The sequence below is a fragment of the Photobacterium halotolerans DSM 18316 genome, from assembly GCF_000425165.1.
Lineage (GTDB): Bacteria > Pseudomonadota > Gammaproteobacteria > Enterobacterales > Vibrionaceae > Photobacterium > Photobacterium halotolerans.
Window position 1 is genome coordinate 17957 of sequence record NZ_AULG01000013.1, and the last position, 14286, is coordinate 32242.

Annotated in this window: 10 protein-coding genes; 8 read left to right on the top strand and 2 right to left on the bottom strand. The window is 51.1% G+C overall.

Going from position 1 to position 14286, the window contains the following annotated elements; all coding sequences use genetic code 11:
- Window positions 1-11 precede the first annotated feature (11 nt).
- Both H511_RS0101275 and H511_RS23960 read right to left on the bottom strand, forming a co-directional pair.
- The gene (locus tag H511_RS0101275) at window positions 12-860 is read right to left on the bottom strand and encodes a helix-turn-helix transcriptional regulator (protein WP_162144594.1); all 849 of its coding nucleotides are present in this window, start codon (window positions 858-860) and stop codon (window positions 12-14) included.
- 208 nt (window positions 861-1068) lie between these two features.
- Window positions 1069-2118 (bottom strand): alpha/beta hydrolase family protein, encoded by a 1050-nt coding sequence (locus H511_RS23960; protein ID WP_051287667.1) that lies wholly within the window; start codon window positions 2116-2118, stop codon window positions 1069-1071.
- Between the two features lie 396 nt (window positions 2119-2514).
- Between H511_RS23960 and H511_RS0101285 the strand changes: the two genes are divergently transcribed.
- The 8 genes from H511_RS0101285 to H511_RS0101315 all read left to right on the top strand — a co-directional run bounded on the left by H511_RS0101285 (window position 2515) and on the right by H511_RS0101315 (window position 14283).
- Entirely contained in the window at window positions 2515-6723 is a 4209-nt protein-coding gene (locus tag H511_RS0101285; RefSeq protein WP_027250684.1) for a LysM peptidoglycan-binding domain-containing protein, read from the top strand.
- Window positions 6720-7433 (top strand): hypothetical protein, encoded by a 714-nt coding sequence (locus tag H511_RS23965; protein ID WP_027250685.1) that lies wholly within the window; start codon window positions 6720-6722, stop codon window positions 7431-7433. The genes H511_RS0101285 and H511_RS23965 overlap by 4 nt, the downstream gene beginning before the upstream one ends.
- A gap of 21 nt (window positions 7434-7454) precedes the next feature.
- Entirely contained in the window at window positions 7455-8171 is a 717-nt protein-coding gene (locus H511_RS23970) for a hypothetical protein (RefSeq protein ID WP_027250686.1), read from the top strand.
- A 49-nt stretch (window positions 8172-8220) separates the two neighbouring features.
- The gene (locus tag H511_RS23975) at window positions 8221-8922 is read left to right on the top strand and encodes a hypothetical protein (protein WP_027250687.1); all 702 of its coding nucleotides are present in this window, start codon (window positions 8221-8223) and stop codon (window positions 8920-8922) included.
- Window positions 8923-8965: 43 nt separating this feature from the next.
- Window positions 8966-9148 carry a hypothetical protein gene (locus tag H511_RS24750; RefSeq protein WP_162144595.1) on the top strand — a complete coding sequence of 61 codons (183 nt, stop codon included), beginning with the start codon at window positions 8966-8968 and terminating at the stop codon, window positions 9146-9148.
- Between the two features lie 228 nt (window positions 9149-9376).
- Window positions 9377-10951: a methyl-accepting chemotaxis protein gene (locus tag H511_RS0101305; protein WP_027250688.1), complete on the top strand. Its 1575-nt coding sequence runs from the start codon at window positions 9377-9379 to the stop codon at window positions 10949-10951.
- Between the two features lie 429 nt (window positions 10952-11380).
- Complete coding sequence (gene eat / locus H511_RS0101310) at window positions 11381-12814, top strand: ethanolamine permease (protein ID WP_027250689.1); 1434 nt, start codon at window positions 11381-11383, stop codon at window positions 12812-12814.
- On the top strand, window positions 12814-14283 hold the full coding sequence (locus H511_RS0101315) for a glutamine synthetase family protein (RefSeq protein ID WP_248616556.1): 1470 nt from the start codon (window positions 12814-12816) through the stop codon (window positions 14281-14283). The genes eat and H511_RS0101315 overlap by 1 nt, the downstream gene beginning before the upstream one ends.
- The last annotated feature ends 3 nt before the right edge of the window (window positions 14284-14286 follow it).

Below are 14286 nucleotides of genomic sequence, written 5' to 3' on the forward strand. Positions count from 1 at the left end.
TATACGACAACTCACACATCCTTTAGTTGCGCCAACTGAACCGGAATCTGAAAATGAAAACTGGCTGTGCCCGTGAAACGGGTATCCATATTCAGCAGTATTTCGATCAGGCTGCCGTGATTGTCGAGGGGATAGTCAAGTAATTCGGCTTGCCGGAACAGGCTCTCAATGGCATTGAGATAAGCAATGTCAGAGGCGACGCGGACTTTGCTACATAAATAATAGCCTTCTGCAATCAGATGGTCGTTTGGCTCTGGTGGTGTTCGCCATTTTCCTGTGACGGATGTGATGTCATGCCAGGGGCGATCCAGCTCCAGCACGGGTGTGGCGCAGAGCATTTTGGCCGTCTGCTGTCCGTGTTGATTGAACAGGCTGTGCCAGTCTCCTCTGTGAGCTGTCTGCGTGTAAATCCCTCTTGCCGGAAACCAGGTTAATTCACACGGCATAGATGAAGCCAACTGCTGTTCAAGGGGAGGCTGTACCACTTCGGAGGTGCGATGTTGGCTGGGATGTGCCAGTTTCCTGAGTAAAGCGATGGTTTGATCTGGCGTGCCTGTTTGCCCTAACGCTTTGATGTGTTTGGCCTGATAGCCAGTTTCTCGTTTCAGGGCTTTCGCCAGTGCCTGCGACGAGGAATAGCCAGAAGACAACGCAATTTGAGTAATTGAGCTGTTTCGCGACATCAACAATTGCGAGATGGCGTATTGCAGCCGGATACGGTGTAAATATTGCCCCGGCGTTTCATGAAACAGCTGAGTAAACTGCCGGTGAAAATGAAAGGGCGATATGGCGCTTCTGCTGGCAATTTGCTCCCAGGTCAGCCTGTCACTGAGTGTGCTGTGCATCAGCTGCAAAGCCATTTCGAAGCGCTTTCGTATATTGTCCGCCAACGGCGTGAGCAGGGTGCGCTCGGGCACGAGTTCATAAAGCGATGTTAAGGAATCAAAAGAATCCGCAGTCTGCTTCATGGCTGTAAAGGCGAAGTGAAGGTGATTGCCACTATGCCCGCTTGTGCATGGAATTTCAAGGTGATGGCTGGTCCTGGTTCGCTCGCGATAGCCTCGCTCGTTACAGCTGGAGGGTTGCCGGTCTGGGTTTATGCGTACTGTCAGTCTGGAGCAGGCTCAGCCAGGGGGAGTGTGCCGTTTGCTGGGTCTGCTGATTCAGCCAGTGGATCAGCGTTGGGATAACGCCGGGCGCCAGTGCCGACTGGCCCAGCCAGTGCAGTTTGAGCAGATCCCCTGTATCCATACGCTGTCTGGGAAAATAGGCTGAATCTAAAAGCCCGTGATTACCGCTTGCGATCAGCCGGGTTGAGACAAAAGGATTTGAAGCGCGCTGCTGTCTTTCAAACTCAAGCCGGGCATCGACATTGAGATCATCCTCTCCCCAGAGGAACAGAGTCGGTGCATGTATCAGCGGGTAGTCCTGACGGGCATCTGACTCAAGATTCTTCAGAACAAAGTGATACCTGTCTTCCGGCATGGCGTGATCACCCATCACTTGCCGGTAGTCTGCATAGTCGGGGGCTTGAAGCAATAAGGCAATTTCATCGTCATACGCCCTGAGGGCTGCCTGAATCTGAGCTTCTGTTGCGCCAGCCTCAGTGTGCTTGATCCGGGTATAGTAACGGCTTTGCTCAATCCAGTTCGTTGCAAAGCCAATACCAACCATAAAACCAAACTGTGACGGGTGATCGACGGCCAGAGACGGCAGTACCCAGCCAGCCTGACTGAATCCCACTAAACCGGTTTGCCGGGCCGTAAAGCCATAGCGGGACTGGACCCATTGAATCGCATCAAGCACTTCGGCCTGTCTGTCTGCCATCGACTGCGCAAGCCAGTTACCGGTTGATTGCCCGACGCCAGGTTTATCCCAGCTCAGTATTGCGTAACCTTCGGCGCGGAGCTGATCCCACAGCAAAGGGTAATATCCGTAAGCGTCATAGGGCATTTCACCGTCACCATGAACAAATAGCAGCACCGCCTTGCTAGTCTGGCTCCCTGTCGGTGGCAGGTACACCCCGGATAGTTGATGTTCGCCGCTTTTGAAAACAATGTGTTCTTCTGACGAACAGGCCGAAAGCGTCAGGACGAATAACAGGACAAGCAGTTTCATTCAGATCACCATCAGCTGCTAAAAGTAGGTGTAATGTGCCAGCAAGAGTATTGCGGGAACGGCGATAGAAAACGTGTCCCTGTTTGCTGTCTGATGGAATGGGTGCTAGCACTGTTGCAATTCTTACCTGATCACACTCTTGCTGTGACTTGAGTCATCTGTCAGAAAAACCGGCAAAGTGTCAGTGCTATCCGGTGACTCCTTAGCGATTGGCTGGCATTTCATGCTCAGGCTTCGTCTGGATAAGCCCTGGGATCTACTGCACAAAAACGGACGAATAGTGACATTCTCCGTGCTGACCGTGAATATGCCTGGTTATTCCGGCATAATGCTACATGCGCATAAGAGGCAGGTCGGCTAAAATGGGCCATTTTTGATCCCAACGGTGTTTTCTTCATGTCGTCTGATATCAAACCGACCAAACGTTTTGTCAAAGCCGCTTATCAGCCACTGGATGAGCGAATTTACAGCTCTAAACCTGAACCGGTTCCAGAGACAGAGCCAGTACCCGAATATGGGTATTCTGTGGCATTTGCTTGTCGGGCGGAATCATATCGGCAATACGTCAAACCTTATCTGTCACTGCAATTAAATCAGACGGCGGAAGAAGGTGCGCGCTCGCAATGGTCAGAGAAAGCGCAGGGCCAGCATACTCATGTGTCGTGCGAAGTCAGTAAGCATGAAGAGAAGTCACTCAGGGTGATGTGGCGAACCAGTCCTTTAGTGAGTTTTGGAGTGGATGCTGTTCTGCCGCACGACAAGTCTGCCGCTGTGATTCAGGAAGCCTTTGTGCCTGTTCGCCCGGCGATTCAGATGGGAGAGCAGCTGGGGCTGCCGACCAAGGGTTATCTCTATCATTTTCTGGCAGGCAAACTGATCAGCGAATACCGTTGCATGGGGGAAACCTATCCGCGCTTTCAGGTTACCCAGAGCCGTGCGGAGGCCATGTATCCTGAGCCTGCGATTGATCGTCCGCTCGAATTCATCCTTGCCCTCTGGCAGCGAAACGGCCAGACGGTGCAGGATCAATACCTGCTCTATAGTCAGGAAGCACTGACTGACGATGCCATTCACAGTGTCGATACCGCCTTTCTGGATCAACATGGCGTGAAGCTGGACATGCAGCAGATTATCCCGCTGACAGAAAATGACGGACAACGTAAAAAGCACACAGTGGTTGAGGGAGAGACCTTATCCGGTATCGCAGAGCAGCACCAGATGACGCTGGAATCATTGCTGTCACTCAATCCATTCTGGCGTGATAAAAAAACACAGCTGAGCATTGGCAGTCAGGTTTACCTTGAGCCGGTGGGGATATACACCCATGGTCAGGACGCACGTTACCCGGCTTCTGCAATGATGCTGGGAGACGGCGTTTTCGCCATCAGCAATCAGTCGCAGGGCTGGGTCGATTTTCCTGTGGTGAAAGTGGCTGAGGCGGATGGGGGCCAGTTTACGGCCCTTTCCCCGGTGCGTTACGCCATTGATGCACGTAACGAAAAAGGACAGGGCTTGCACCCCATTCAGGACACAGAGGTGTTTTCCGGGGGGATTTTCCAGTCAGCAGAGACACCCTACACTCTGCGGCAGATCCGTGACGGCTGGCTGTATGCGTTGCATCTGCTGCCAGAATCGGAAGCGTGGCAGCTGGAAGAATACAAGATTGAGCAGGGCGAGTTTCGCCGGGTAGAAGGCCACACGGCACAAGCACGCGCAAAGGCGGAGCCTCAGCCGCCGAAAAGCCATATTCTCTGTGCTACGGCGAGCCCGTATTACCTGGCCTATTCCGTGAAGCGCTGGACAGATCGTATCTGCGATTTTTATCTCACCGATGCACAGGCCCGCGACAACTGGCTGCGCAAAGTCGATCTGAATGCATCGGGTCAGCATACTCACCGCGCAGATGTCGCCATGGTGGAATGTGCTGTTGCCGATGTGAACGTCGAAGGGCAGGATCCTTTTGCCGGAACCTGCGCGCCGCTGACAGGGGAGCCCGGCAAACCGAACGATTTTATTCATGTCCCGCCGAAAAAGACACTGGCCAGTTACACTTATCAGGCACCGTCAGCACACGGACAGCAGATTGTGGCCCTGGACGATCCGCTGGCCGACCTGAGCGATCTTTATCTTGCTCTGCTGGAGCCGGTACTGACCACCACGCCCGATGAGCAAACCCACCGCAAAGTGGTGCTGGCAGAAGCCATTCGCTCCATGGTTCGGGTGTCGATCCCGCAAGATAAAATGCCGGTAATCCAGCCGGAACAATGGCTTGATTTTGAAAGCGCGCTGGATACCTGTCTGGAATATCAGTATCAGATACCCGTACTGAATACGGGACCAGATAATACTTTGTCAGCCAGGCTTGAGCTGCTTAACCAATACAAACAGGCCAGTCTCAAGGCGCAGGCCAAGCTGGAAGCCATGGGCTTTTTCGGGGTTGAAGACTATGTGCAGGAATATACCGAACGTCGAAAAGCCCACTCACAGGTGAACTGGGACGGGCTGGATACCTTTTATAAAGCCTATCTGGCGTCGCAGGCGGGCGCCTATGCGGCGATCCCCGGCGCCTTTGACCGGCTGTTAGCCGCCTTGCCTAAACTGGGTACTGAGCCGATGCGTCTCGGGCTGGACATGCTGTACAGCGATCACATGGCTTATCTGATGGAACTCTTCGGAGAGATCCTGCCCGCGCTCAACAGCAGCGCCAGCGATGACGCCATGCAGCAGAAGCTGGCCGAGGCGCTGGTGCAGGAGACACCGGATAACCTGATGGCACTGGCCACCTCATTTTTCTCGGCGGAGTTCTATACCAAAGCCGATGAACTGGTGAAAGAAAGTGATGTGCTGGATCTGCAACGTGAATCGGTGCCTGTTACTGGTGTGGTCGCCGGTCTGAACAGCGTGCTGGGGTTTGGGCTGGGGACAGAATCGGCACTTTACCAAAAAACCTTATCTATGGTGGTGCCGCTGGGTGGCTTGATTGACAGTGCCATTGAAGCGGTGAAAAAAACGGCAGGCATGGGATTTCAGAAGGGATATTTTACCTATTTAGGGATCGCCATGAAAAAAGGCGGTTTCCGCAGTGGCTTCAATGTCGCGGCGATGACCTGGAGTCTGGAGCAGATCGCTCAGGGCAAAATCGGCCTGAATCCGGCGTTTGAGCAGACCAGCCAGGCGTTTCGTCAGCGCTTTAGCGGTGCGGTCTCAGAGTGGCAATCGCTGGATGAGCAGCTCAGGCGGATGCCTACCGATTCACCTAACCGGGCAGCGCTGGAGCTGAAACAGCAGAAAATGGAAACCCGTGTCGCCCGGATGGTCACCGAGGCACCGGGGGTATACGACAGTTTCAACGGCGCAAAATTGCAGACGTTCAACAGTGTTCTTGACCGGGCCAATCAGGGGTTCAGTCGGCTCGGCCGGTTGGATTTTATTGTGGCATTTCTTAATGCCATTAACGTGGTCGCCCAACAATACGCAGTGGAAGAGACGCTGGCCTCCACACCCAATGCCGACGTGAATACCCAGCGCCATGTGGTCGGCTTCAGCACCGCCTGGCTGATGCATGCCACCAGTGAGATCTTCCGCGGGCTGGCATTTGATAGGGTGAAGCAGCATAGCGAGACTCTTAATCGTTCCTTATCTTATATTCACTCTAATCATGGAGCTGATATCGGGAAACTTGCCAAAAGCTATCTTCAGCGCTCCATGCTGGCAGGCATGCTGGGTGTTGTCGCGGCGGGGTGGGAAGCCCACCGAACCTGGCAGGATGCTGAGAAAGCTGATTTTATGGTGGAAAAAGGTCTCCTGTATACGAAGAGTGTGATTTTATATGCTCAAGGTTTTACATGGTTAGCGTTAGCTTTTCAAAGTGGAAGGGGTTTAGTTAACAGAATCGCTCTTGGGGCTGCACTCCAAGGCTGGATGGTGGCAGCCTGGTTCTGGCTGGGGATCGCTTACCTGGCCGTGTCCGTGATCATCAATGCGTTGCAACAATCCCCGCTGGAAAACTGGCTGCGCAACAGTGTCTGGGGGGCAGAACCCAAAGGCGACTGGACAGCAGAAACTGAATATCAGGCGCTGTTGCAAATTCTCAATCAGCCGCACATTGAGGCGGTGGTCAAAAGTGCCAGGCAACTACCGGGTAAAGTCGCCTCCCCTTATGCGCCTTTACCTTATACCTTTCAGCAGCAGTTGAAGCTCACTTTTCCGCAGCAACGGCCTGGACAGCGCATCAAGGTCGGCGTCACTGTCTCCGGGTTGCGGGAGCGGGAAGTTTACGAAGGCTATTACAAAACCACTAAAGTTGATGCTTTTACCTATCAGCTAACTGAGCAGGATATCGCTCGGGGCGGCTGGGAATTTGATGAACACAAGGGGCCGATTCTGGTGCTGGATATTCCTATCTGGGTCGAACGTATCGACACCATTAGGGTATTTGCCATTGTCAACAACCATAACCCCTTTGCCGAATCACAGCAGACGGCACAGTACTATCAATATCAATTGCATCCGCAGCTCCAGGCTGAAACGGATGTGATGAAAGACGGCCAGGCAAGCGATATGATCGGCCAACAACTGATTTCAGTAAAAATAGAGGACGTATGACCACAACAGTATCTTTACCTGAATACACGGAAGAGTATAAGCAACAACAACACCAGCAAGTGCTGGAGGCTGATGTGGTGCATGAATGGGAGTGTGTGCTTCGTCATCAGGATAAGCATCATTTACCGTTATTTATGGTTGGTGGGATTAGTGTTGTTTTTGGTATTTCGTATTATTTGAGCACCGATACCAACTTTTTATATATGTGGCCTATCTTTGTCGCGATTTTCGTTCCTGTCAGCTATTTCCTGTTCGATGCCGACTACGACTACAAAGGTCAAATCACCCCCAAAGGCATCATTGTTCAGAAAACAGAACGGGTGCCGGACATTTTCTACAAGGCGACGCGGGGCATGGCCTATATCGGCATTGTAGTGTGCGTGATTGCTGCCCTGATGGTTGGGCCGCTGGCCTTTGTCGGTGCAGGGGCTTTTGCCTTGCTGTCGTTCAAAATGACGGGGTTTCATAAAAAGGCTCAAACTGAGGTCATTCCATTTGTTCGAGACAAGCAATACCGATACATGGGGTACGAATCATTTTATCAATACACAGTGTGTACCCATGGATATGGCGTGGAAGAATTTTTAAGAACTCCGATTTATGGTGTCTATGAAGTTGCATTTAGTTGTACTGATGAGCAATTGCCAGAGATAGACAAAATAATACGCCAGTATATTGATGTGGCGAAAGAAACTGAAAGCTGCGGTTAATACCGGTAAGGTTATAGCATCATGGTGACGACAGTATCTTTACCTGAATACACGGAAGAGTATAAGCAACAACAGCGTCAGAAAGTGCTGGACTCCGAGGTGGTTCATGAATGGGAGTGTGTGCTTCGTCATCAGGATAAGCATCATTTACCGTTATTTATGGTTGGTGGGATTAGTGTTGTTTTTGGTATTTCATATTATTTGAGCACCGATACCAACTTTTTATATATGTGGCCTATCTTTGTCGCGATTTTCGTTCCTGTCAGCTATTTCCTGTTCGATGCCGACTACGACTACAAAGGCCAAATCACTCCTAAAGGCATCATTATTCAGAAAACAGAGCGGGTACCGGAGATCTTCTACAAGGCAACGCGAGGCATGGCCTATATCGGCATTGTAGTGTGCGTGATTGCCGCCCTGATGGTCGGGCCGCTGGCCTTTGTTGGCGCCGGGGCTTTTGCTTTGTTGTCGTTTAAGATGGCGGGGTTTCATAAACAGCCGGAAGTGTATGTTCGTTCCTTTTTAAAGGGTATCCCTTATCGAATCAGACGTTCTGAAATGCCGTACCAATACGAAGTTCAACAATTTTCCAGTCACTGTAAAAGTTTAAAAGACTTAAATGACAATGCAGAGCAGCTAAGGTGCTTTCATCGGTGGACAATTAACTGCACCGCTGATCAGGAAAAGGAAGTTCTTTCTCAGTTATCCCGATTTGTTGAATTCGAGAATAAAGTGTGATGATTGAGGTAACCCATATTATTCAGTCTGTACTGAAGAGTGCAGCGGTATGACCACAACAGTATCTTTACCCGAATACACGGAAGAGTATAAACAGCAACAACATCAACAAGTGCTGGAGGCTGAGGTGGTGCATGAGTGGGAGTGTATCTTGAGGAATAAAATTAAGGAATTATTTACACTCATTATAGGATTAGGGATATGCATGTTTTTCGGCGTGACCTATTATTTTAATCAAGATGTACTCATACTTTATTTGTGGGTCGGGATAATATTAATTTTCATGCCCCTAACCTATTTTTTATTTGATACAGACTACGACTACAAGGGCCAAATCACTCCCAAAGGCATCATTATTCAGAAAACAGAACGGGTGCCGGAAATCTTCTACAAGGCAACGCGGGGTATGGCCTATATCGGCATTGTGGTGTGCGTGATTGCCGCCCTGATGGTCGGGCCGCTGGCCTTTGTTGGCGCCGGGGCTTTTGCCTTGCTGTCGTTTAAGATGACGGGGTTTCATAAACAGCGGCAAGTATTAGTGTATCCGTTCCTGGAAAGCTTTACTTATCGAAATACCTGCTCTGAATTAGATGATATTTATCAATGGGATATTTATACATTTATGTGCGACATTCCAAGTTTTGATGACCAGAAATTATATAACCTCTATTGGTTTGGTTTTCAATGTAAGGCATCAGACTTTCCTCACATTGAAAAAGTGTTGAAGCAATACATTCGGTTTGCAGATTAACGTTCAGAACGAGCCTAAGGCTAATACGAGTGAGTGTTGTAATATGACCACAACAGTATCTTTACCTGAATACACGGAAGAGTATAAGCAACAACAACACCAGCAAGTGCTGGAGGCTGATGTGGTGCATGAATGGGAGTGGTACTCATTTTTCTGCCAGTTATTTCCTTTTGATGCGACTACGACTATCAGGTCAAATGACTCTGGTCTTGTGGGTCTGTGTTGATGTAAAAATGTGCATTCACTTCAAATAATGCAAGCTGAGTATCAAATAAGTGGATCGATGCATAAGCTTTTTGCTCAAATTGGTTTCCAGATTGGTTTTTTGTTGCTGACAAGTGCTTTCCCGTTTTTTATTTGGATGAACACAGGGCAACCAGGAGACTGGTGTTTTTTTAAGTTATTGATTTTAATTATTAAATTATAGTCTTTCTTGCGTCAGGGTTTTATAAAAATGAAAAAATTTATAGTGATGGTTGTCTGTGCAATGTTTGCCATTGCAGCGATAGCGAGTATCTGGTCGACCTCGTATATTTCTCACCAGGAAATTGACAGTATTATTCTGAAAAAATCGCAGGCTCAGGCTGAGTTACTGGCAAAGAATGTTGAGTATGTGCTTGAGAATTCTCAGCAGCCGGAAGACGATTTACAGGCACTGGTGTTGTCGCTCAAGCAGCGCAGCGATATCAGTTATGCCGTGGTGATTAATAAAAACATTACGGCCGTTGCCCACAGTGATCCGCAAAAGCTGAACAAAGTCTATGACGACAGCTACACAGTGGAAGGGGCAGGGCAGGGTAAACCGAAACACTCCAAGTGGTATGCGGATGTTCAGAAAGTCTGGGTATACGACATCATGATGCCTGTGTACGTGAACGGATCGCTTTACGGCGCGTTTGACGTCGGTATTCCGATTACAGAAGTCGATAATGCCGCCAGTGAAATTGTGATTGCCCAGCTCACCGCCATCATCATTATTTTTATCATTTGTGCGGCTTTTCTGATGTGGATGCTGAACCGTTTGTTCATGCCGCTCACCGGATTGCAGCAGGCGCTGGAGGATATTTCCAAAGGCGATGGTAACCTGACGGTGCGTCTGCCGGTCAAAGGGAATGATGAGATCGCCCATATTTCTGAGGCGTTCAATACCTTTGTCGGCAAGATCAACGACATTATCATTCAGGTGGTTGATACGGGTGTTGGCCTGGGGCGCTCTGCAGTTTCGCTGCGTGATCAGTCAGTACACGCATTGTCGCGGGGGCAGGACCAGAGCGAACAGACGCTGTTGGTGGTAACGTCGATGAATGAAATGATCGCGACGATTAATGAAATCTCCAATAACGCCGCAGGTGCCGCAGAGTCTGCAGGCAGTGCAAACAGCGAAACTCAGGCCGGACGCAAGACGCTGCAAGCGGCGACCAATACCATTAATCATCTGGCCGGTGAAATGAATAACATGTCTGCGGTGATTGCGACGTTAGCAGACAAGACGCAGTCGATCGGCTCGATTCTCGATGTGATTCGCGGCATTTCCGAGCAAACGAACCTGCTGGCGCTGAATGCGGCCATTGAGGCAGCGCGTGCCGGTGAGGCCGGTCGTGGGTTTGCTGTGGTCGCGGATGAAGTGCGCAATCTGGCAACTAAAACGGCTCAGTCTACCGATGAAATCCAGCGTATGATTGACCAGTTGCAGCATGAAGCGAAAAACGCAGTGACCGCGATGGAAAGCAGTAAATCCCTGACAGAGGAAGGCACCAAAGCCACCGAAGACGCCCTGAATGCGCTGGACGAAATATCGGGTCAGGTCGTCGCGATTCTGGACATGAACACTCAGGTCGCCACGGCCACAGAGCAGCAATCCAGTGTGGCCAATGAGATCAACCTCAACATGGATACAGTGAATCAGGCGGTGCAGGCCGGGCTGGATGCCAGCATGGAGCTGGAAAAAACCAGTCAGGATCTGGCCGGTCTGGCAGAGAAACTGGACCGACTGGTCGGCGCTTTCAAGCTGGCAAGACAGGTACGATAGTTATTTCTGATTAACGGACTCTTCAGCAAGGGAGCTGGTTCTCCCTTGCTGAAGCATGTCTTTTTACTCCGGCATAACAGCTGAGCCGGAACAATCTTTTCTTCAGCTACGTCTTTAATTCTCTATCGTTCTGGTGTGTCTGCCTGTCCATCCGCTACACCCCCACAAGGCCATCAATTCACCAGTTAATGGTACTTGCCCCGGCATCAGCGGCCATACATAAGCGAGCACAGACGTCGACTTTTTCCTTTTAAGATTCATCACATAGCGGCCCGTCGTCACGGAAATGCCGCCTACTATTAATAAAACTTATACCTTAGTTTTAGCTTAACTGATTCTTGTTGCCGGGCAGTAGATGTCGCCATTAAGTTAACAAAAGCTTAACAAGATGTGCGATTTAACTTCATTCACTGTTGAAAAGGAAAAGTTATGTCTGGCAGCAACGAGCAAACCGTCGAAACCCATACCGTTTCTGACGAATACTTAAGTAAACGGCAACTCAAAAAAGGCGTGGCAGGCTGGGTACTGCTGGCAAGCCTGGGTGTGTCCTATGTGATCTCCGGGGATTTCGCAGGCTGGAACTTTGGCTTAGAGCGCGCAGGGTTTGGCGGCATGTTTCTGGCGACGTTAGTGATGGGGCTGATGTATATGTGCCTGGTGCTGAGTCTGGCCGAGATGTCGTCATCGATTCCCACGGCGGGTGGCGGTTACAGTTTTGCCCGTCGCGCCATGGGCCAGTGGGGAGGCTTTCTGACCGGCACCGCTATCTTGCTGGAATATGCCATTGCCCCTGCCGCGATTGCGATTTTCATCGGCGGCTACGTGAATGAGTTAATCGGCATTGACGGGCCGGTAGTCTATGCCGCTTTTTATTGTGTGTTCGTCGGTATCCATTTGTGGGGTGCCGGAGAAGCGCTGCGCATTATGATGGGGATCACCTTACTGGCGGTGATTGCGATTATAGTTTTTGCGCTGGGTATGCTGCCGCATTTTGACATCAACAACCTTTTTGATATTGCCGTTAATTCCGATGTCGCCGGTGCCAGTGCTTTTCTGCCGGAAGGTTACATGGGGATCTGGGCGGCACTGCCATTTGCCATGTGGTTATTTCTGGCGGTCGAAGGTGTGCCGCTGGCGGCGGAAGAAGCCACCAATCCGGCCAAAGATATGCCGCGTGGCATTATCGCTTCCATGCTGGTACTGATAGTGTTTGCCGCTGTGGTACTGATTCTGGTGCCGGGCGGAGCCGGAGCCGAAGCGATGAAATCGCACAGTGCGCCATTGGTCGGTGCTTTGCAGTCGGTGTATGGTACAGAATCGCTGGCGGCGAAATTCGTTAACCTTGTTGGTCTGTTTGGCTTAATTGCCAGCTTCTTCTCTATTATTTATGCCTATTCACGCCAGGTGTTTGCGCTGTCGCGTGCCGGCTACCTGCCGCGTTTTCTGTCGCTGTCCGGTGAGCGTAAAGTGCCGGTCTGGGCACTCATCGTACCCGGCATCATCGGCTTTCTGTTGTCGCTTTCCGGCGAAGGGGATCTGATGATCACCATGGCGGTGTTTGGCGCGACCGTGTCTTATGCTCTGATGAGCCTGTCCCATATTATTCTGCGCCGCAAAGAGCCAGCGCTGGAACGTCCTTATAAAACGCCGGGTGGCACCCTGACCTCGGGCATTGCGCTGGCATTGTCGCTGGTTGCGCTGGCTTCCACTTTCGTGGTGAGCCTGCAGGCGGCGCTGTGGTCCGCACTCTTTTACGCTGTCATGCTGACCTACTTCGCGCTGTACAGCCGTCACCGTATTGTTGCTAATGCACCGGAAGAAGAGTTTGACCTGATTGCTGATGCAGAGTCTGAACTCAGTTAATGTCATTTGAGGACGCGGCTGCCGCTGCCGGTCAGCGCGTCCGGATTGAACCTATCTCCAAACAGGCTCAGGAACGAGTCATCTTGATGAAAGAGGTACACATGGAAGCCAGAGAAGTGAAGACGATTGCCGATGCAATGGCCATTGTAGAAGAACGCGCACTGACCCACGTGAAAGTCGGCTTGTTTGATAACGACGGCATCATGCGCGGGAAATATATGTCGAAATCCAAGTTCTTTTCATCGCTCGAAAAGGGGTTTGCGTTTTGTGACGTGGTGCTGGGCTGGGACTCCAAAGATCAGCTCTACGACAACACTCAATATACCGGCTGGCATACCGGCTACCCGGACGCCCCGGTACGCATTTTGCCGCACACCTGCCGGGAGGTTTACGGTGAAGAAGGTATGTTGCTGTTTATTGCCGAATTTACCGATGAAGCCGAAAAAGTCTGCCCGCGCGGCACCTTGCGCAAGGTGCTGCAAAAAGCCAATGACATGGGCTTTGACGTGTTTGCCGCCCTTGAATATGAGTTCTTCGTTTTCAATGAAACACCGCACTCGGCCCGAGAAAAAAGCTTCCGCAATCTGGAAACCATCACGCCGGACTGGTTTGGTTATTCGATGATTCGCAACTCGGTGCATTCCGGCTTGTATGAAGCCATTCTGGGCATGAGTGAGCAGATGGATTTTCCGATTGAGGGCATTCACTCAGAAACCGGCCCCGGTGTTTTAGAAGCTGCCATCGCGGTGGATGGCGCTGAAGCGGCGGCCGACAAAGCGGCCTTGTTCAAAACCTTCATGAAAGTGCTGGCCCAGAAAAGGGAGCTGCTGGCGACCTTCATGGCGAAATGGTCGGGGGATTATCCGGGCCAGAGCGGCCATATTCATGTGTCGCTTAAAAACAAAGACGGCTCGTCGGCGTTTTACGATCCGACACAAACTCACAATATGAGCAAACTGCAGCGGCATTTTCTGGCCGGCCAGCAGCGCTTAATGCCTGAGTTTTTGTGTCTGATTGCACCAACCATTAACAGCTATACCCGTATGATCCCCGGCTTCTGGGCACCGACGGAGGCCACCTGGGGCGTGGAAAACCGTACCACGGCCCTGCGGGTGATCCCCGGCAGTGAGCAATCCCAGCGCATCGAACACCGCTTAGGGGCGGCAGATGCCAACCCGTATCTGGCGCTGGCGGCCGCAGTGGCCTCCGGTCTGTACGGCATTATGCAGGAATGGGAACCGTTCGATCAGGTGAAGGGCAACGCTTACGACCAGCAGCACGCCCCAGAGCTACAATTACCACGTACGCTCTGGGATGCCGCGCAGCGGTTTAAGCAGTCAGATGCGGCCCGGACCATGTTCGGTGATGAGTTTGTTGAGCACTTTGCTGCCAGCCGAGAGTGGGAAGAGCGGGAATTCAGAAAACACGTGACTGACTGGGAAATGGATCGTTATTTCGAAATTATTTAAGGA